The following is a 20,583-nucleotide window of genomic DNA, read 5'->3' on the forward strand; positions in this document are numbered from 1 at the left end:
ATTTAAAATAAAAAATTGAATTAACGTTGACGTTTGTTTTGTTCAGTTTTCAAAGATCAATTTTGCTGTCGCCTTCTTTGACAGCGACTTTATTAATATAACATCTTGTCCGTTTTGAGTCAACAACTTTTTTTCAAAAAGTTTGTTAGCAATTTCTGTTGTTTTATCGGACAAGAAATAATATATCACGATAACAATCCCTTTGCAATAGTTTTTTTATAAAAAACGAAAGATATCTTTAAACCTCGACTAGTCTTTTCACGACCATCGATCCAACTCATAATCATGTATAAGCAATCATACTATTAAAACAGATAACATTGAGAGGAGAACTTTCATTGCTCATCAAAACAGCATTTCTTATTTCATTTTTTATGGCATTATATTTATTTTCCTATTCTTTCATTGAAGGCTTAAAGCTTGGAGATAAGTATGGGAAGCCTAATATAGTGACATTTTTATTTTCGTTCATTATGGCTTTTGTTTTTTCAGGCATGACATATCTGTTCATAGAATAAAAATCCCCGGCACTGCCGGGGATTTTTATTCTTCTCTTATAATAGAAGATATCGCTGCATCCACAAATTGTCCTTTCTCAAAGAAACGCTTCCTTAATACTCCTTCAAACACAAACCCATTTTTATGGAGAACTTTTTGAGAAGCTATATTCTCAGGGTCATAAAATGCCTCCATCCGATTTAAATCCATTTCTTCGAAGCCAAATCGGACAATTTCTTTGATCGCTTCTGTCACGATCCCCCTGCCCCAAAAGTCCGGATGGATTTCATAACCGATTTCCGCTTTCCGATGCTCCCTTTCAATTTCATGAAAACCTATGGTACCGATCAATTCATGGTGTGGCTTAATGGTGATGGCCCATCTGATTTGCTTTCCGGCAGCAAAGCCTCTCAATAGCTTTTGGATGAGCTGCTCTGCTTGTTCAATAGATTGAAAAGTTTCTAAATCATAATACTTTGTAACTTCATCCAGCGAAAAATTAGCGTACATTTTTGGCGCGTCTTCCATGTTAATCTGTCTCAACTTTAAATGTTCAGTATCCAGATCTACAAAACTTTGAAATACTCGATCCATGGCAGTCCCCTCCCTAACACTTTTTCCTGATTTTTTGATATAGATTATGTATGTCACTCCACCCATAGCATAATTCCTTAAAATCTCGGCCTCCAATAGTGATGATTTCTTCACCAAGATGCTCTGGAGTAAACGACTCATAGAAGTGTTTGGATGGGTTGTCTTCCAATACCCATACATTTATTGAAGAAAAGCCCTCTGCAATAAGATCTCTTATCCCCTGGCGCAGAAATTCAGTTCCAGCACCTTTTCTCTTGTATTCTTCCAATATGTAGATAGCATAAAGCTCCCCATCAATTCCGAAACTATTCGTTCTTTCTTTTCCGAACGCCGCAAACCCCACAACAGTGGAATTTTCTTTAAGTACATATACATGGTGATCTTGAGCCAAGCTTTTCTTCCATAATGTATATCTTCTTTCAACACTCATTGATTTTAGATAGTCTTCATCCACGATACCTTTGTATGCCTGCTGCCAGCTTTTTACATGGACTTCCGCAATGCCCCTGGCGTCCTCAGGCTTAGCCTTGATGATCATCTATCTCCCCCCTAAACAGATTCCATATCATTTTTCATTAACTCTAACTGCTTGCTCTTTCTTTCATTCAGCAAAAATATCGAGATTCCTGCAATTACAACTCCTCCCCCCAATATTTGTGTGGCATGCAAGCTTTCGTGCAAAAGAAAATAAGCCAAGATCGAAGCACCTACAGGTTCAAACAGTATCGCCATAGATATTGTCGATGTACTGACCCATTTAAGGGACCAATTAAACAAGCTATGTCCGAGCAAATTGGGAATGAGGGCAAGAAGCAGGAAATAAACCCAGTCTTCTGCAGGATATGGTCCCAGCTTTTCTTTCGTGAAGAGTACATAAATCAATAAAACTACGGAGCAAATAAAATAAACGACAAATGTATAAGTCATAAGTGAGAGCCGTTTCCTTACATGTTGACCAAACAACAAATATGCTGTGACTAGCGCACAGGCAGCCAACGCCAATACATCTCCGAATAAAGCACTTCCGCTGATTTGAAAATCGCCCCAGCTTATGATCACACTCCCGGCAATGGCAATGACTCCACACAGGATTGCTTTAAGAGATAAACGTTCATTAAAAAATAAGAAGGTTCCTAAAAACGCAAACAACGGCTGGAGCGTCACCAAAACGGTCGAACTTGCCACCGATGTGTAATTTAAGGATTCGAACCATAAAATAAAATGAAAAGCCAAAAAAATACCTGCTATCAATGAATATATCCAATCACGTATTGTAATCAGCTTCAGTTCTTTCATATTTTTAATGAAAAAGAATGGCGCCATTAAAAGTACTGTAATAAATAAACGATAAAATGCGATGACTCCTGCATCTGCTGATGAGACTTTCACTAAAATGGCAGATGTTGAAACGGACACGACACCGATGCCAAGGGCTAGATAAGGGTTTACTTTTGGGGTCTCCATTACATGATCTCCTTTTATTAAAATAAAACATGAAGAACATTCCATGAATATGATAAAATGTACACATTATTCTATCTTTTCACTAAAAGAATTACCATTGTTTTTTTAAGGCTCTTTTAGCAAAGTTTGTTGCTATCCATTAAAGGTTATGTAAAGTTGATTTGCTGCAGGATGCTCGCTCCAATCAACCTCATATGATAAGTTATTTGAAAGAAATTAAGAACAATCTTTGATAAAAGAGCCTTTTATAAAGAAAAAGGAGGGATTATTATTGGGGGGATTTGGTTTAAGTCTCGAATCTGAAATCATCATTAAATTATGCATCTCTGCGGTATTGGGACTTGTAATTGGACTCGAACGTGAATTAAAGAGAAAACCTGTCGGGCTGAAAACAAGCCTTGTCATATCCATTGTAAGTTGCTTGTTGACTATCGTCTCCATTGAATCTGCATACTTGTTCCCTGAGCATGGCGATGTAAATATTACAATGGATCCATTACGTCTTGCTGCACAGATTGTTTCTGGAATCGGTTTCCTAGGAGCAGGTGTTATATTACGGAGAGGGAATGACAGCATTTCAGGACTGACAACTGCCGCCATGATTTGGGGTGCAGCCGGAATAGGGATCGCCGTAGGTGCTGGATTTTATGTTGAAGCGATAGCCGGTGTAGTTTTATTGATCATCAGTGTTGAATTTATTCCATACTTGATTAAATTGATTGGTCCTCAAAAGCTTCGTGAGAAAGAACTATTAATCAGAATCATCCTCACTGATAAAAAGAGCATTGATACGGTCATCACTAAGATTCAGGAGGAAAGGATTTCAATAAAAAACATCCGCATCAAAGACAAACAAGACCTGACGCATTTATTAGAATTGAAAATTACGGTGAACTTCAAGCGAAGGACCACCGATGTCTATTATACAGTCTCCGATATTGACGGTGTTCAAAGTACGGAAGTAGAAAGTCTATAAAATCTTTTTCCGGCATTTTCATTGATCTGATCCATTAAGATAGGAGCAGTTTCCGGAGTAGGTTCCTGCTCTTATCTAAAATAATTGTCCAATTTTTAGTTGACAAAAAAACATATTTTCCATTATTATAGTTCTTGTCAGAACAAAGATGAATTTTTCATCTTACATAATTCTCACGGGGCATTAGCTCAGCTGGGAGAGCGCTTCGCTGGCAGCGAAGAGGTCAGCGGTTCGAGCCCGCTATGCTCCATACTCAAAAAACCCTTGCATAGCAAGGGTTTTTTATTTTCTTCAACTTCCCCTATATCTTTGATTCAGCAATAGGCTCACGGAATGCCTCGATCACCTCTTGGTCACACCGAGGACACCTGAAACTGTAAGGAAAATGAATTGGATAATATATCCTATCACTTTCTTATCTTGAATTAGCATTTGGGAACATGACCTCTACCTTCGTCCCAATATCAAGATCACTCGTAATCGTCAGTTGTCCGTCATATTTATCGACGATTTTCTTCGCAATGGACAGCCCGATACCGTGCCCGCCTTTTTTGCGATTCCGGGATTTATCTACTCGATAAAAGCGATTCAGCACAAGGGGAATTTCATCTTCAGGTATTCCTATCCCCCAATCTTGAATGACCAATCTGACATCATTATTCCCTGGAAGCAGGTGGATTGCGACTTTCTTCCATTCAACGGAATACTTAATTGCATTATCAATCAAGATGAACAACAATTGTTCAAGATGATTCTCCCCTACTAATATATGTTCTTTATTTTCAAGACCGTACGTATCCAATTGAAATTCCGGATAAATCGTTTCAAATTTCTCAATCACCCTCTCGATGATAGGGCCAGGGTTGATGGGTTCAGTTGACTCTTCCTGTTCAGCTTCAGAATCAAAGCGGGTCAATTCCAATAAATTCTTCACTAAATGATTTAACCTCTCCACTTCATTCAAAGAGGAGTTCAATGATTTTTCCAGCACTGCAGGATTGTCTTTCCCCCATCGGTTGAGCATAGACAAATTCCCCTGAAGTGCAGCTAATGGCGTTCGCAATTCATGCGAAGCATCCTCGACAAATTGCTTTTGCTTATTAAATGACAGTTCCAATTGGTCCATCAGTTCATTAAAATGAATAGCCAGCTGGGAAATTTCATCACGGTTGTCTTTCACGACCACGCGTTCTTTTAGTCCAAATTTTTTGATGCGTGCCAATGTCATGGAAATGTCCTGCAGCGGCTTTAATAACTGATTAGATAAGAATAATCCTCCGACCACGCTCACCACAATCGCCCCTAAGAGGGTGAGAAGCATGACAGCCCCAAATTGGTCTAATAAGCTGTCAAAGGATTCCAGGTTTCTTACGATTTCAATGCTCCCTTTAAAACGGGGAGTGGAAATGACCTTTTTATCGATCAATAACCGGTCCTCTCCCACATGTTTCCGAACGATTCCGTTTTCAGAGACCAGCTTTTTCCACTTCTTATCGGTTTGGCTGACGGTGATCAAGGGTTTATCGTTTTGGTCGTACACAATAATCATTTCAGATTTCTCATTGATTCCTTGAAGAAATTCTTTGTCTTCCACTAATTGCTGCTGTTCAGAAGGCAAATGCCTTTCTTTTTGATAATAATGCTGCACCTCATTCATTTTATCCTGGATTGCAAGTTCTTCGTGATGTACCATCCAAGCGCTCATCACGAAGTATTGCAATAGGTTGTATGCAAAAAACAACCCCATGATCAAAGCCGCGGACCATAGAACGAGCTTCCATTTTATTTTGAAGTTACCAAGTTTCAGCATTAGCGCATCACATACCCTACTCCGCGAATGGTTTCGATATAATTTTCATTCTCTGGATTAATTTTTGATCGCAAATACCTAACATAAACATCCACAACATTTGTCTCACCATAATAATCGTAGCCCCAGATTTTCTCCATGATGAGATCCCTGGACAAAACCCTGTTGATATTTTGAAGGAAATATAATAATAGCTCATATTCACGTTTGGTCAACTCAACGATTTCATTACCTTTCTTGACCGATCTTGAAATCGTATCGACTTCAATCCCTTTAAAAGAAAGCTTTTGGGCAAGCTTTTTATCGTTCTTTTCTTGCCGTCGAAAAATTACACGCATTCTCGCGAATAGTTCTTCAATGGAAAACGGCTTGGAGATATAATCCTCGGCTCCGTTATCGAGTCCCATAACCCGATCCATGACACTATCGCGGGCCGTCAGCATGATAATGGGGGTGTCCTTTACTGCACTCAACCTCCTGCATACCTCAACGCCATTCAGTTCAGGAAGCATCAAATCCAACAGGATCAAGTCATAATCCTTTTCTAATGCTTTTTCAAGCCCTGTCCGTCCATTATGAGCTATTTCCACTTCATACCCTTCGTGCTTTAGTTCAAGTTCTAAAAATTCTGTGATACTCTCTTCATCTTCGATCAACAAGATTTTTTGCATTACAGTACCTCCCAATGGAATCAAAGTGGCTCATATCCCATGGATTTTTATCTTGGTATGGATGAGCATTAATCCCCTATTATTCTTGTCTGGCCGCTTTTCTTGATTTGATGAGCTTGAACACCCACCATAGCCCCAAGAGTATGACGGCACCGAATATCAGATAGGTGACCGGTTTCATATAACTTTGCGCGGTCTCCCAATTTTCACCGAGCTTGACGCCCATATATACGAGGACCATATTCCACGGGATGCAGCCAAGGAACGTGAATGTAATGAATTTACTCATCTTCATGTTGGCCATCCCGGCTGGCAGGGAAATGAAGGTCCGTATGACCGGCAGAATCCTTCCAAAAAAGGTAGCCGCGCTTCCGTATTTATCAAACCACGCTTCAGATTTTTTTACGTGATTCTGATTTAAAAGCACATATTTTCCATACTTTTCAATGAACGGCCTGCCCCCTTTCTTCCCAACCCAATATATCAAAATCGATCCGATCAGGTTCCCGAATACCCCAGCAAATATGACACTCCAAAAGGATAATTGTCCGTTTCCTACCAAAAATCCTCCAAATAGCATGATAACTTCACTCGGAAGGGGGATGCACGCACTTTCCACCAGCATCCCGAAAAAAATGCCCCATATGCCCAGTGAGGATATCGCATCCAAAATTAAACTATCTAATGAATTCATCAACTGATGCAGCATATTTCTCTCCCTCTAATACGTTGTCTGCTCCACAAAGGCGGTATGATCTACTTCTTCCATGCTTGTCCCGATTTGGGCCAGTTGAAGGATCACTTTCATTCCATTTGCAGCAGCGTTTCTTTTTTGTAGTTTTCTCATATTCTTCTTCATTTGAACCAAAATCATTTTATTCTCCATTAGAAGTTGAAGGTATTTCATCAATTCCTTTGGATTTGATGCCATTTTGGCCGCACCATTTTGCAGCAAGAACCTGGCATTGTCTTCTTCCTGACCCGGAATCGATTGAAATAACAGCATCGGGAGCTCATTTGCCGCTGCCTCTGAAATCGTCAATCCGCCAGGTTTGGATATAAGAAGATCGGCAATGAACATATATTCCATGATTTCAATTGTATACCCTAAAATCTTGATATTGATTGCACCCGAAGGCACTTTTTTTAATAAAGACAGATATAATTTTCTATTATGACCGCAGACAATAACAAATTGAACCGGCAATTCTGCCATTTCTTCGAGTACCGTAAACATATTTTCCCCAAATAAGCCATAGGCTCCAGCCATCACCAGCACTACTGGCTTGTGCGGATCGAGTTCGAACCTTTTCTTCAAAAATGGTTTGGACCCAGGTAAGTGTTCTTCTTTCCGGATGGGAATTCCGGTGATTGAAATTTTAGATTCATCCACCCCACAGTTCATCAAATAATCGGCGACACTTTTAGCCCCGACTAAATACTGGTCCGTATAGGGATGGATCCACACTCTATGATGCGCGAAATCCGTGATCACCGTCACGATTGGCGCCTTAACAAATCCTTTAGATTTCAAACCGGATAAACACCCGGACGCAAAGGGAAAGGTGCTGACGATCACATCCGGTTTAAATTGATCGATGTAGTTGATGACCTTTCTTGCATAGAATAAAGACCATTTTGCCATGTCATGAGAAAGTTGCAAATTGCTCGTCTTGGTATATAAAAATCCATAAAGAGAAGGAAATTTACTAATACTTTTAAGGAACATCGTACGGAAAAGAGGATTCATAACCGGATGAACCAATTGCATAAAATCCATCACTTGAATCTGTGAAGGTTCTGAAAATACCTTCGTTTCCTGGTTAAGGGCATGTGCCGCCTGCTTATGTCCTTCTCCATAGTCACTTGAAAAGATTAAAATCTTTTTCATACACATCATCACTGGCCTTTCCATCTGAACTATCAATAACACGTTAACATTCGATAATTAAAAAGGAGTAAAGCACATTTACTAAGTGTGATTAAAAGAAAATGAGAAGTTTCTCATAATTGCTGGTTGATGATCCTGTACGCCGTCAATAAAAAAAACAAGCGTTTGAAACCGCATTCGGTCCAAGCGCTTGTTTCAATTATTCAGAACGCATATTCAATGAATCTCTTTTCGTGATAGATAAATAAACGACCAATCCCAGAATGATGAAGATGAAAATGGCACTTGTTCCGGTCGTTCCTAATCCAAGTCCGCCATGTTTGGCCGGCTGCGACATGAAATCCCCTATGGAAGCTCCCAGTGGACGGGTTAAGATGTAGGCGATCCAGAAAGCAAGAACGGCGTTCATCTTGAACATATAGTATCCAATTGTTACCAGGGCGATCAATGCCGCGAAAATGATGCCGGATATCATGTAGCCAAGGTTAAGATCTTCAGAAATCAAATCACCCGCAGCTGTCCCTAGTGCGAAGGTAAATAAGATTGTCAGCCAATAATAGGCTTCACGCTTTGTCGTGAAAATCGAATGAATCGATAGTGTTTTTTCACTTGCATACCAAGCTGCAAACGTGATCGCCAATAAAATACTGAATACAATGGTTGAAGTGATGAGCGGCACTCCGAAATGATCCGTTAGGTTATCTGTCACCAAAGTCCCGACCACACTGATCAGCACAACGGCGATCCAATAAACAGCTGGGATATACTTGTTAGCTTTAAACTGGAAAATCAATGAGATGACCAGCAGCACGCTCATGATGAGCGTCGTATTCGTCAATCCGACATGCAGATGGAAGTTCAAATAATCCGCAGCGGTCTCCCCGACAGTCGTTGCCATAATTTTGATGATCCAAAAAAAGATCGTCACCTCAGGAACTTTACTTAATAAATGTCTCCCGAAGGTTGAATCATTTCTTTCGCTCTCCACTATCTCCTGGTTTTTATCCATGGCATATCATCCTCCTCAATCGATAGAGCATAAAATTAAAAGATTTCTCAAAAAGTGTAATGGGTTAACCTGTCCATTTTCATTAAAGTCAAATGAAGTGTTTATTAAAAAAGGATGATTTATTTTTCACAATGAGGAAATTTTACGAAAGGCTGTTTTCGTAAAGATTGTTGTTAAAATCTTACTGCCGATTTTAACGCGCAAATAGATGTTTAGCGTGTTGAAATATCAGATCCCGGCTCTTTTCTCGCTGATTAAGCCATTTTAAAGATAAAAAAATAAATGGACAGTGCTATTTTAGTCTTTAAAGCAGCAAAGTTTGAGAAAAGAGCCCTTATCAATTCATTTGATGAAAATTCATTATAGAGTGTTGATTGGAGCATCCTGCAGAGCAAATCAACTTGCACAAACTTTGATGAATAGCAATAAACTTTACCAAAAGAGCCTTTCCAAAAGAACTTATTAAATGAATAAAAACCACAACCTCACCAATCCCTTAGTCCTTACAAATTGATTGATGAGCATCAAGAGGTTAAAATGAACTACAATCAATATGAAAACTTCAAAGATGACGCTGCGCGGATGTCAGTAAATGATCGAGGTGAAAATCATGGATGAACTCGAAAATATCGTTGAGCACTTGAATAATCGGCCGCCTTCGATTTTAGGCAATGATAAGTTTCACAAATTTGCAATACTGCTGCCTTTAGTGAAAAAAGACGGTGAATATCATATCCTTTTTGAGGTCAGATCCCATGATATGAGACGCCAGCCAGGTGAAATTTGTTTTCCCGGAGGACGAATCGAACCTGGCGACCGTGATGCACGGAGTGCCGCCATTAGGGAAACTTCAGAGGAACTCGGGATTTCGACCGAGGAGATTGTCAATGTTTCACCGCTGGACTATATGGTCTCCCCTTTCGGTACAATGATTTTTCCATTTGCAGGCATGATTTCCAAGGTTGAATCGATTAAACCCAATCCCTCTGAAGTTGCGGAGGTATTTACAGTACCGGTTTCCTTTTTTCAAAAATCAAAGCCGGATGTATATGATGTTCATTTCAGGATCGAACCTGATGTGGACTTCCCCTTTGATATGATCATCGGCGGGGAAAATTACAACTGGCAGAGCAGAAAGATGGAAGAATATTTTTATTATTATGAGGAACGCGTTATATGGGGATTGACAGCAAGGATCCTTGCTCACTTTATTGAGATCATTGGAGAAATAAAGGATTGAAAGATGAAAGGGTGACCCCATGGTGCCTGGCACCTCGGGGTCACCCTTTTAAATTATTCTGCATCCAAAATTCGTTTCATTGCTTTCATTTGGCCTAAGTGTTCCGCTTCATGGTAAATCATCATTCCATAAAGCTCACCTACCGTTTCTAGCCCTATAAATGGTTCAGGAAGGTTTTTCTCAAATACTTCTTCAGGCAGTGCTTGGATTCTCTCAGATTGTTCTTTCAGCTGAGCTTCCATCACTCTGATGGAAGGGGCAGCCGCTGTCCAGTCGGAAGGTTTCGACCCGTATCCGAAAAGACCAGTATATTCTTTTGGAAGATGTTCGAACTCTTTGCCAAACATGAATGATTCAGCAGCGGTCAGTATGTGGCCTGTATGCCATTGCAGCGTATTATTGAATCCTTTTGGTTGGATTGCTGCTGTTTCTTCATCGATTTCCTGTAAAAATTTCAGCAGCGCTCCGCGAGTGATTTGCAATTGCTTGATCCCTGTTTTCCTGTTCATTTTCATTATCCCCCTTAACTAACAAACTGACCTCATTGTAGCAAATTATTACACAAGATTCTCTTCCGAAGCATTTTCAAGGCTGCCATCCAGTACCATATCCTCCAGCTTCCGCTTGATGATTTCATTCCAAATCAATACGATGAACTCCTCAGATAGGCGGTTTTTCTTGGCAGCAGCATAAATCCTTAATATTTCTTCGTCCTTCAGCGAGGACATCCCCATGTTCCTCCCCCTCCACCATTCTATATATATCTGATATACATCTTTGTCCATAAAACAAACAAGAAGAAGCGATGCTCCTTCTTGTTTGTTGAGTCATATGATTTTCTTTTATTTAATTACCCGTGCACGGGGCAATCCACGAACGTCGATCCATCCCTGTCCCAAAAAAACGGGACTCCATCTTCCTCCTTCGGCCTCCCTTTTGCCTGAAGAGAAAATGCATTCTATTTCTATGATCCCCTTTTTACACCATTCTGATAATTCGTTAGACCGATGCTCCATTCTTCGCTGTTATAAAAATTCCTTTTCTCTTAGATTTGAAAATATGGCACACCTTTTACTACCAAATTTTCATAAGGATTTCCTATCCTCAAGCTAGGTTAACCCTTTCGTCTCCCGCGGTAACTGTAGTTTAAAATAATTATTTGGGATAAACAATAGAATTTGGACAACATTCAACTATGACAACTGTTTGACAAATTACGACACATAAAAGTCCCTTCAATTTTCATAAAAACAAAAACAGCCCGCTGCTTCGGACTGTTTATTAATGAAAAACTGATTTATCGTTCTTTAAAGAATGTTATGTCTTGGCGGGTAATCTTCATCCATGGCCAAGAAGGGGTGATGGTTCGGAAGCTCCAATGCTGAAATCAATTTTGATAGGTGCTGCCCAGGTGCATTCAGGGTGAAAGAAAATAAGACGAAGGATGAAAATAGGAGATAGATCAATTTCTTCATAGCCCTTACTCCCCTTATTATGATAAGCTTAATAACCTTTGATAATATTTATTAGCCGAGGAGTAATAATATGCGGCTGATTTGTATTTTTTTGCTCCATTATAATAGTCTGCCAAAATCCCGATGAAGATGCAAAGCTGTTTGAGGTCACCTTCCTTTTCAAAGAATGGAAGCACTTCATTTTTCATGAATGAATCAAAGTCATCACGGTATCCGAACAATATATTTTCATATACATAGAAAGATAAATAAAATCGGTGCAACTTTTCTTTATCCGGCCTGATCAGCTCCCACCCCTTCTCCAGCCACTCTTTAGCTTCTTCAATCCTTTTATCTTCATGATAAACTTTAACCAGTGAATGAATGGTAATGATTTTGCTCAAATTGGAATCATTCTTTTTAAAATGGAGGCTCAATTTATAGTGGCTGACTGCCTCTTCCACATTCCCAATGATCGACTTCAATGTTCCTAGATTATGTTCGATTGTTCCTCTAATTTCTGAATATTGTATGGTTTTGCTTACTTCCCTGGCAATATGAAAGGACTGCAGCGCCATATCGTACTTCATTTGTCTCCGGTAGCAGATTCCCAATAAAATATGACAATTGGCGCACCGCTCCAACTGGTAGGTGGATTGAAAGAGGGCAAGGGAAGTCTTTCCATATTCAATGGAGAGGTCATCGTTTAACAGTCTTGAATAACATAGCGCGATTCCGTAATAAAAATCAGCTTTTTCCAATTGGTTCACAGATATTTGAGCTAAGAATTCTTTTGAGGTTTTATAGGATTTAAGCGCTTCAGCAAAATCCTTCTGGTCGTAGTGGATATCACCTTTATATTTGTGAAAGAAGTATTTATTTTCTAATGTGAAGGTTTCATAGTAAGGGGCAATGTGCATCACCAGTTCGTTGAGTTTCTTTGTTTCATTTTTGAGAGTCAAATAATGCATGCTCAACAACTTAAAGAATATCTTTTCGGATTCTCCAGCTTGGAAGATGGAATGGCTGCTTATTCGTTCAAACAGCTTGTCTGCCTTAGTAAAATCTCTTTTTAACAAACTATCGTAAAACTGCAGAAGATCTTCTCCAAGGTGATCATCCCACGTGATGCTTTCAATCAACCCCAATCTTTCGAATAAAAGATTGACGATCTCCTTGCTTGGATCCAATTGATTATTTTCAATTTTAGATAAGTATGAAACGGATATAATTCCGTTTGCCAGCTCAGTCTGGGTCATTTGTCTTCTCATTCGAATGAATTTGATTTGGGACCCAACCGACATTCCACACACCTCGTTTTTTGAATTTTCTTTTATTATACAAAAATTGATTCATTTTCCTATGAGTCGAATGGTCTATCAGAACAATACAGCTACTCGATGAAATAAAGCAGCCTTGGAAAAATCACAAAATAAAAAAAGACCCTGAAATCAGGGTCTTTTGTATCCACTAATCATTACTTTTGAACGTTAGTAGCTTGAGGTCCGCGAGCGCCTTGCTCGATTTCGAAAGAAACTGTTTGACCTTCTTCTAGAGTTTTGAATCCTTCACCTTGGATAGCTGAGAAGTGTACGAATACATCGTCTTGACCTTCAACTTCGATGAAACCGAAACCTTTTTCTGCATTAAACCATTTAACTTTACCTTGTAACATGAATATTTTCCTCCTGTGTGGGTATTCCCACTAATTATTACCATTAATGCTCCAAAATAACCCTTTCAAGACGATAATTCATCTATCAGTTTTTATTCTGAACAAAAATAATTAACATAACTATATCATCGACTATATTGAAAAACAAGATAATTTAAACTGGAAATTCCAATTGAAACTTTCCTACTATTTCCATCCATCCAGTTCATCCCCCAGCAATGATTTCTCCATCTTTTTTCTTCAACAGTTGGCTTTTTAATTCTTTTAGAAAGGCTTCATCGTATTGATCGTGATTACCGCCCATTCCCAATAAGGAGGATAAGCCCAGGTCATCGAGCAGATTATCTTGAAGTTGATCCACTAAGTTCTGTGTGCTTGCTTTGTCGGAACATAATTTCGTCAAGGGCTGATGCGTTTTAAGAGCCTGATCGACAAGCTCAAGACCCACTTCTTTTGTTACTTTACCATCAGCCCTGCCCAATTGATCACACGTTTCAGTCAAGGTATGATCCACTTGTTTAGTTGTGTTTTTAACGACCTTGGTCTGCGTGGCATCCTTAACTGTTTTTTTGACAGGCTTTGTTGCATCATCTACAGCACCTGTCACTGAATCTGCCGCATCCTTCAACGGTTTCGTGACCGCACCGACAGTATCCTTCAATGGTTTCGTCGTTGAATCGATCACGTCCTTCAGCGGCTTAGATACATCCCCGACTGTTTTTCCCACCTTATCGACCGTATCTTGAAGCTCCTTTGTTGGATTTGCTGCTTTCCCTATCGCATCTTCCAACGTTTTTCCTGCACTGCTTCCCGATTTATTTTCGTTTTTACTGCTCTCATCACATGTCAAGGGTAAATTTCCATCCTTGATGTTGGCGATTTCTTCGTTCAGTTGATTTAATGGCAGCAGCCCAATGTCCTTCAACAAGCTCAATTTATCCGGTTTTTTTGGCGCTTTGTAGCCCCTTGTGGTTTCGAGCAGCAGCTTTCCTAAATCACTATGGCTGGAACTCATATGGTGTGCCACCATCACGACATCCTTCAAACCTGGATCGGGGACAAGTGTCGATGCACGAATACACGCCCCCTTGAAGGACAGCGCGCTGGCATCAACGGTCATATCCTGGATCGTGACAGGACCATCCGCTTTCATCGTGATGCTGACTGGGCCGGTTGGTGTATTAAATTCCTTCGTCAACCTCATGCCATAAATGGTAGCTTGATCATAATGAATGCGAAGCATCGTTTCTTTTTTGTGAAGGGATGTTTCTTGATTGATGATTGTAGCCATCATATTCTTTCCAACGACTTGATCCGCCTGGATGATGAAGCCATCCGTATCTTGTTTTGCTGAGGCATTTGCACCAGACCCCGGCACTGAGATAAATAAGATGATTTGCAAAACAAGGATGATTGGAATCGGTTTCAAAATTTTCTTTGTTTTCATCCCATCAACCTGCTCTTACTGGGTCTTCGGTTACATGAACAGAATCATCTTCATCAGGATCTGTTGATCCCATTCTCCAAGCAATCAAAGCAGAGCCGCCTATCAATCCGAAAATGGTACCGACCAAGAATCCACCCAAGGCGCCAATGACGGATAAAACAGATAAAAACATCGTAAAAATGCCTAAGATCTTTGCTGACTGAGGGAAAAATAGTGCCAGCAGGCCAATCATCGTAATAAGTCCGCCAAACAGTAAACCGATCACGGCGATGGAACCCGGGAGAAATGTACTCAAATATAGATTTAAGGGTACCCACAAAATCATCAAGCCACTAATAATGGTTATGACGGATCCCCATAACGGCCTCGATTGCCTCCAAGATTTAAACCTCATTTGAATCACTCCTATTTTTTATCTATTTTTTCAACCGTTAACTTCATCCCATTCATATTAATGGTCTTCTGGAATAAATAATGCGTTTTCAATTTTGCGCTCCCCAAGGTGATTTTTGAAGAGGTTTGCTTGAATTGCTTCGTCCAATCATTGCTGTAGTTTTCTTTCAAGACCAAGTCGCTGAATTGGGCATTTGCCTGAATCAAGCTGGCATCCTGCTGAAGACCTGTTATTTGTACAGGTTTTGAAGCGGTAATCTTTACCCTGATCCACTGGTCGCCAACCTTGAAATCTTTATAAAGCTTAAGATTTGTTATCGTCAGCTTGTCTATGAGGTTCGTACCTTCCGGAGCGGATGCTTCGCTGCTTGTTTCACCCATTTTCGGATAAAACGTATATCCCGTTCCTTCCAGTTTGTCAAACTCAACATAAAAATCCCCCACACCAGCCAATGGGACTGCATATGCCACACCTGACAGACCGATCGATACGAGCAGGACGGCTAAAAGCATGATTCCTGAAATGAATGAAGTCCAAAATACTTTTTTATTTGTTTTCCCCTTAACTTGCACAGACTGCCTTTTCTCCCTCAACTTAAACACCTCTCAGTTTTCAAATTTAATAGTATCTTCTTCAATCGTAGAGGAAGCTTTCTCCCTCAACAATTACGAAAATTATCGGCTAAACTGGATTACCCCCTCAAATGTCGGGTATTTTGAATAAGAATACCCATAATTTTTTTGTTAATTCCGAATAATATTACAAATTATTTTAATGGAGGGAGAGAACGTGGAAAATAAAATCAAGGAGTTATTTTCAAGGGGCATGGAACTGCTGTTAACATATGAAAAGGAATTTCACTTGGAATGGAGGTTAGTTAAGAAAGAGCTCATCAATCGAAAATTTGAGCTTCTTCAACAATTTGACCAGATGATTCAAATCGGCTACGAGGTAGCAGGAGGAAATGAGTCGATTTCCATCGATCAGTTTACGCTCTCTATGGCAACCGAGTGGAATAAACGATTTCCTGTATTAGAGAATGATGGGGATGCAATCTTTATCATCACGATCATTGAAAATACATTTCACGATATTTTGGCCAAGCATAAGGCGAACTTACTCGACCATCAAGCCATCCAGTCCATCTTTTCACGGATGACCGACCAGGTGCTGATGACGAACCAGCTTGAATTGCAATCTGAAAAGTGGCTGAATCTCATGCTTTCGACTAAAATCTTTCCGATCCACTGGATGTCGATCGTCCATCATCAACAAGGGGAGTACTGTGTTCATCGGGTCGTTTGTAGAGAGAGTAGCGGTACCCAAGATCAGCTCATCCATATTTGCGAAGGGCTGAAGGGAAAACAACTAAGCGATCTTACCCTTGCACTCGGCAGATTATTGACGGATTCAAAAGAGGAAGGGAAGATGGTCCACATCCCTTGCATGAATGACCATTTACTACTGTTCATGCCGGTGGAAGCAGCAGTCACCGACCAGCAGCGCGATTGGTTCAGGAGTATGTATTTACGGCAAATCAAACTTAACCATTTGAGATCCGAATTGGAATGGAAGGATGCCGCTCTATTATACTTGCAAAGGCTGCTGCATACGAGCAGCTCCCGTGAAGCGGTCGAAGCCATTTCGCAAGGCCTGGTTGATTATATGCCCTTTAAGCGATGTGGGCTATTCATATACTCCCCCAATGATGAAAGAGGAATTGGCGTGTTCGGTTATAACCTGGAACCGCGATCAATCGAGCAAATCAGGGAAAACATTCACCAATTTCCATTATTGAAGAAATATTTTTCCCTGCTTTCAAATTCAAAACCCATCTACATTTCCGATGCCTCAGAAGTGTTGCCTGAAAAATACATTCAGTCCTACCAATTGAAATCTTTAGTCGTCGTTCCGATCTATGTCCCGACCTACAATAAATTGATCGGGGTTGCCCTGTTGGACCAGGGAGAACGTTCTGAATTTTTGGTCTCGACACAGACCATGTCCACATTGATCAAGTTCGGTCAATACGCCGGTGAACTGCTTTATCAATATTGGGAGGATGCACTCAAGGAATTTTCCATTGGCCATGCCCTTTTGACACCTCGTGAAAAAGATGTGCTCAGGCACATTTCCATGGGTGAATCCATCAACGAAACGGCAGAAGCATTGGACCTCAGCAGCTACACAGTTAGAGACTATGTTTCATCCATCATTCAAAAGATGGATGCCAGAAACAGGACAGAAGCCGCTGTCAAAGCGATTAAAATGAAAATCATATGAAAGAAGGGGAATGGCTGTTGAGCCATTCCCCTTCTTTCATGTTCAGCTTGGATCTACTTCATCCAAGGCTAATGTTGTGACTTCTGTATAATCACCCTTTTCCACTTCTTCCTCATTGGCGTCCTGCCGCAGCTCTTCGTCATCGTCCATCCCTGGTGCGAATTTAGGTTCATCCTTTCCTTTCATTCTGATCTCTCCTTTTGATTGGTGATGGCTATCCTATTTTTTTCTTTTTTATTTGAATTATTCTTTATGACTTTTTCAAAAGTTGATTTTTTTACTGTAAGGCTCACCGCCCGCAACCAGTAAGGAGAGTACCCTTAAGCAGAAACCAACCTTACTTCATCTTTGATTAACTGCAATAAGCTATTAATGTACTTAAATGTATCTTTTGTAAAGCGGCTGTAAAGTTTTGGTGAAAGGGCTATATGACCTATTTTTACATGTCAACATTTGTAGTATATTCGGAGTAAAGGAGGGATTTTGAAAAAATGGAAAATAAAAAATTATTGAGAAAACTTTCCAAGATAGTATTGGCTTCATCTTTGATCGTACCATTTTCGACGTTTGCATCCATTCATACCACTCATGCGGAAACACCTGCAGATCCGGCACCTTACATAAATCCGACTGTAACAGCGAATGGAAAGAAAATTTTATTTGACAATACCCACGGCCAGACAGCGGGGGCTGCCGACTGGGTGATCAACGGCGGCTTTTCAGACTTCGGTAACGCTTTGGCCGGCAAGGGCTATTATGTCAAGGAACTGCGGAAATCCAATCCGATCACGCTGGATGACCTGAAGGAATACGATGCATTTGTCATCGGGGAGGCGAATATCCCTTATAAAGCATCGGAACAGCAGGCGATGCTTGACTACGTGGAGCAGGGCGGAAGCATATTCTTCATTGCCGATCACTACAATGCTGACCGCAACAAAAACCGCTGGGATGCATCAGAAGTTTTTAACGGGTATCGACGTGGTGCCTGGGACAACCCTGCGAAAGGAATGTCGACGGAAGAAGCGAATTCAGCTGCGATGCAAAATGTGACAAGCTCCGACTGGCTATCCGATAACTTCGGCATCCGCTTCCGCTACAACGCGCTTGGTGACATCACGGCGAACAACATCGTTGCACCGGATCAGTCCTTCGGGATCACAGAAGGTGTAAGCACGGTTGCCATGCATGCGGGTTCGACATTGGCGATTACTGACCCGGCGAAGGCAAAGGGAATTGTTTACTTGCCGAAAACAGATGTTAGCTGGGGTTATGCCGTGGACCAAGGGGTCTATGCCGGCGGCGGCGTCGATGAAGGTCCATTTGTGGCAATTTCCAAAGTCGGAAAAGGAAAAGCGGCATTCATCGGTGATTCTTCCCCAGTCGAGGATGCTTCACCTAAATACTTGCGCGAAGAAAACGGCTCGACAAAAACGACATATGACGGCTTCAAGGAACAAAACGACGGGACGCTGTTAGTCAATTTAATGAACTGGCTTTCCACTAAAGAAGATTACACCGGCTTCGATCAAGTTGATGGCTTGACCCTGGATCAGCCGACAAAGCTGCTTGCTTTTGAAACACCGGAAAATTCAACGGAACCTCAAGCTGAACCATGGGCAGCACCTGATGCAGGATATAAATGGTACGATCCATCCACCTTTGCAGCGGGATCATATGGTTCAACAAAGGTAGCTACACAGCCTGCCTACTCATTTGTTCATCAAAGTGTACTGCCAAATGCAGAGGAATTCCAAATCCGCGTATCGCTTGATAACCTGCAGCCAAACGAAACGGTTTCAGGGTTGAAGGTAGGAATGTACCTGGATGGCGGGAGTCAAATCGGGGAATTCAAGCTTGATGAAAGCGCTCCATGGCCGACCACTTATGGCTACAGTGAGGAATTCTCTGTCACTGCTGACAAAGATGGACATGCGTTTAAAGATTTGACTGTCAGAGTGAAAGATGGTGTCGCCGGGAATGCCAACTTAAGGCTTAAATCCGGCTCCAAAAGTGTGGTTACCGAAACGGTCACCATCGATGACGTTCCTGCAGAACCGCTTCCGGATGAGCAAGGGCCGCAGCTACCCGATCAAATTTCGATCGGCGATGCAAGGGCAGCCTCTCCAAATGGCTTGGTTACAGTGGATGGCGTCATCACATCCGAACCCGGCGTCTTCGGGGGACAAGGCTTCTATCTCCAGGATGAAACTGGCGGAATCTATGTATTCCAGCAGGGAAGCGGCTTCCATAAGGGGGACAAGGTGAAGTTGACGGGTACTACCTCTTTATATAACGGAGAACTGGAACTATCAGATTTAATCAATGTTGAGAAAGAAGGAACTGCAGATTTACCATCAGCCAAGACGGTTCCTGCCATTGATGATTCCAATCAGGGTCAGTATGTAAAATTGGAGAATGTTCAAATTTCAGACCTCCCGGAATCAGCAGGCGGAACATTTCAATTCAATGTCGTTTCGGATGATGGCTCCAGCACGCTGGTAAGAGTGGATAGCCGTACCGGCGTTTCATTGGATGAACTCCTTCAATCCTACAAAAATGGGGATTATATCAATATTTCAGGAATCTCCTCTGTATTCAAAGGGACTTATCAATTAAAGCCGCTAAGCCTGGATGATTTTGAATTGGCAGATACGACTGCACCTGTCATCAACGACTTGACTGATTTAGCGATCTATCCGTATGAGGGCTTCAGTCAAGAAGCAACAGCTTCGGATGACCAAAGCGGCGTCGATAGCATCACTGTTTCATTGGATGGAAAGGAAATTGCCAATCCAATCAACATCGAGCCCCTTTCATTATCATTGGGTGATCACACCATCAAAGTGTCCGCTAAGGACAATGCGGGGAACATTTCCGAAAAGGAATTCACCTTGACTGTTAAAATGGATGCAAGGCATATCGGCGATTTGCTGAAATACATGCACAGTCACGGCTACAGCCCGCGTGAAATTGTCCTTTATTTATTGTCATTGCTTAAATCGCTTTAATAATTTTCTTTATTAAATACCGCTGTTGATTTCCGCGGGCGGCAGGTGAGCTTTCTCGTCCCTGCGCTCCTGCGGGGTCTCACCTGTTTCGCTTTACCCGCTGGACATTGAATCAGCTTGCTTGAAATCACTGCGCACGAAGAAAATGCGAAGTTCGTCTTGCACT

At 41.1% G+C, this 20,583-nt stretch carries 21 protein-coding genes and 1 tRNA gene; 5 read left to right on the plus strand and 17 right to left on the minus strand.

Annotation, left to right across the window (positions count from 1 at the left end):
• Positions 1–543: 543 nt before the first annotated feature.
• The 3 genes from D9X91_RS21265 to D9X91_RS21275 are packed head-to-tail and all read right to left on the minus strand — an operon-like array spanning position 544 to position 2,556.
• Complete coding sequence (locus tag D9X91_RS21265) at positions 544–1,092, minus strand: GNAT family N-acetyltransferase (protein WP_121682668.1); 549 nt, start codon at positions 1,090–1,092, stop codon at positions 544–546.
• Positions 1,093–1,105: 13 nt separating this feature from the next.
• The gene (locus D9X91_RS21270) at positions 1,106–1,630 is read right to left on the minus strand and encodes a GNAT family N-acetyltransferase (RefSeq protein ID WP_121682669.1); all 525 of its coding nucleotides are present in this window, start codon (positions 1,628–1,630) and stop codon (positions 1,106–1,108) included.
• An 11-nt stretch (positions 1,631–1,641) separates the two neighbouring features.
• Positions 1,642–2,556: a DMT family transporter gene (locus tag D9X91_RS21275; protein ID WP_121682670.1), complete on the minus strand. Its 915-nt coding sequence runs from the start codon at positions 2,554–2,556 to the stop codon at positions 1,642–1,644.
• A 271-nt stretch (positions 2,557–2,827) separates the two neighbouring features.
• On the opposite strand from D9X91_RS21275, the gene D9X91_RS21280 reads away from it, so the two are divergent.
• A complete protein-coding gene (locus D9X91_RS21280) occupies positions 2,828–3,532 on the plus strand; it encodes an MgtC/SapB family protein (RefSeq protein ID WP_121682671.1) in 705 nt (234 codons plus the stop codon).
• Between the two features lie 177 nt (positions 3,533–3,709).
• Positions 3,710–3,782 (plus strand) — tRNA-Ala (locus tag D9X91_RS21285).
• 165 nt (positions 3,783–3,947) lie between these two features.
• Here D9X91_RS21285 and D9X91_RS21290 read toward each other — a convergent pair.
• The 5 genes from D9X91_RS21290 to D9X91_RS21310 all read right to left on the minus strand — a co-directional run bounded on the left by D9X91_RS21290 (position 3,948) and on the right by D9X91_RS21310 (position 8,913).
• A complete protein-coding gene (locus D9X91_RS21290; RefSeq protein WP_121682672.1) occupies positions 3,948–5,342 on the minus strand; it encodes a HAMP domain-containing sensor histidine kinase in 1,395 nt (464 codons plus the stop codon).
• Complete coding sequence (locus D9X91_RS21295) at positions 5,342–6,013, minus strand: response regulator transcription factor (protein ID WP_121682673.1); 672 nt, start codon at positions 6,011–6,013, stop codon at positions 5,342–5,344. Before D9X91_RS21295 ends, D9X91_RS21290 begins: the two co-directional genes overlap by 1 nt.
• Positions 6,014–6,092: 79 nt before the next feature.
• Positions 6,093–6,722: a DedA family protein gene (locus D9X91_RS21300; RefSeq protein ID WP_121682674.1), complete on the minus strand. Its 630-nt coding sequence runs from the start codon at positions 6,720–6,722 to the stop codon at positions 6,093–6,095.
• A gap of 12 nt (positions 6,723–6,734) precedes the next feature.
• On the minus strand, positions 6,735–7,904 hold the full coding sequence (locus D9X91_RS21305; RefSeq protein ID WP_158598385.1) for an MGDG synthase family glycosyltransferase: 1,170 nt from the start codon (positions 7,902–7,904) through the stop codon (positions 6,735–6,737).
• A gap of 199 nt (positions 7,905–8,103) precedes the next feature.
• Entirely contained in the window at positions 8,104–8,913 is an 810-nt protein-coding gene (locus tag D9X91_RS21310; RefSeq protein WP_121682676.1) for a COG4705 family protein, read from the minus strand.
• 610 nt (positions 8,914–9,523) lie between these two features.
• On the opposite strand from D9X91_RS21310, the gene D9X91_RS21315 reads away from it, so the two are divergent.
• Positions 9,524–10,153: an NUDIX hydrolase gene (locus D9X91_RS21315; RefSeq protein ID WP_121682694.1), complete on the plus strand. Its 630-nt coding sequence runs from the start codon at positions 9,524–9,526 to the stop codon at positions 10,151–10,153.
• 53 nt (positions 10,154–10,206) lie between these two features.
• On the opposite strand, the gene D9X91_RS21320 is transcribed toward D9X91_RS21315, so the two are convergent.
• The 8 genes from D9X91_RS21320 to D9X91_RS21350 all read right to left on the minus strand — a co-directional run bounded on the left by D9X91_RS21320 (position 10,207) and on the right by D9X91_RS21350 (position 15,716).
• A complete protein-coding gene (locus tag D9X91_RS21320) occupies positions 10,207–10,662 on the minus strand; it encodes a DinB family protein (RefSeq protein ID WP_121682677.1) in 456 nt (151 codons plus the stop codon).
• A gap of 48 nt (positions 10,663–10,710) precedes the next feature.
• Positions 10,711–10,887 carry a sporulation histidine kinase inhibitor Sda gene (gene sda / locus D9X91_RS21325; protein WP_158598386.1) on the minus strand — a complete coding sequence of 59 codons (177 nt, stop codon included), beginning with the start codon at positions 10,885–10,887 and terminating at the stop codon, positions 10,711–10,713.
• Positions 10,888–11,460: 573 nt separating this feature from the next.
• Positions 11,461–11,628, minus strand: coding sequence for a hypothetical protein (locus tag D9X91_RS22650; RefSeq protein WP_158598387.1), 168 nt, complete (start codon positions 11,626–11,628; stop codon positions 11,461–11,463).
• A gap of 17 nt (positions 11,629–11,645) precedes the next feature.
• On the minus strand, positions 11,646–12,911 hold the full coding sequence (locus tag D9X91_RS21330; RefSeq protein ID WP_121682679.1) for a helix-turn-helix transcriptional regulator: 1,266 nt from the start codon (positions 12,909–12,911) through the stop codon (positions 11,646–11,648).
• 173 nt (positions 12,912–13,084) lie between these two features.
• Positions 13,085–13,282, minus strand: a complete 198-nt coding sequence (locus tag D9X91_RS21335; protein ID WP_121682680.1) for a cold-shock protein — start codon at positions 13,280–13,282, stop codon at positions 13,085–13,087.
• Positions 13,283–13,487: 205 nt separating this feature from the next.
• The gene (locus D9X91_RS21340) at positions 13,488–14,729 is read right to left on the minus strand and encodes a hypothetical protein (protein ID WP_121682681.1); all 1,242 of its coding nucleotides are present in this window, start codon (positions 14,727–14,729) and stop codon (positions 13,488–13,490) included.
• Between the two features lie 4 nt (positions 14,730–14,733).
• Positions 14,734–15,123 carry a DUF6114 domain-containing protein gene (locus D9X91_RS21345; protein WP_121682682.1) on the minus strand — a complete coding sequence of 130 codons (390 nt, stop codon included), beginning with the start codon at positions 15,121–15,123 and terminating at the stop codon, positions 14,734–14,736.
• An 11-nt stretch (positions 15,124–15,134) separates the two neighbouring features.
• On the minus strand, positions 15,135–15,716 hold the full coding sequence (locus tag D9X91_RS21350) for a DUF6230 family protein (protein WP_121682683.1): 582 nt from the start codon (positions 15,714–15,716) through the stop codon (positions 15,135–15,137).
• Between the two features lie 196 nt (positions 15,717–15,912).
• On the opposite strand from D9X91_RS21350, the gene D9X91_RS21355 reads away from it, so the two are divergent.
• Positions 15,913–17,406: a LuxR C-terminal-related transcriptional regulator gene (locus D9X91_RS21355; RefSeq protein ID WP_158598388.1), complete on the plus strand. Its 1,494-nt coding sequence runs from the start codon at positions 15,913–15,915 to the stop codon at positions 17,404–17,406.
• Between the two features lie 42 nt (positions 17,407–17,448).
• On the opposite strand, the gene D9X91_RS22790 is transcribed toward D9X91_RS21355, so the two are convergent.
• The gene (locus D9X91_RS22790; RefSeq protein WP_199738156.1) at positions 17,449–17,592 is read right to left on the minus strand and encodes a hypothetical protein; all 144 of its coding nucleotides are present in this window, start codon (positions 17,590–17,592) and stop codon (positions 17,449–17,451) included.
• 305 nt (positions 17,593–17,897) lie between these two features.
• Between D9X91_RS22790 and D9X91_RS21360 the strand changes: the two genes are divergently transcribed.
• Positions 17,898–20,417 carry an endonuclease gene (locus tag D9X91_RS21360; protein WP_121682685.1) on the plus strand — a complete coding sequence of 840 codons (2,520 nt, stop codon included), beginning with the start codon at positions 17,898–17,900 and terminating at the stop codon, positions 20,415–20,417.
• Positions 20,418–20,583 lie beyond the last annotated feature (166 nt).

The sequence above is a fragment of the Falsibacillus albus genome (assembly GCF_003668575.1).
GTDB classification, from domain to species: Bacteria; Bacillota; Bacilli; order Bacillales; family DSM-25281; genus Falsibacillus; species Falsibacillus albus.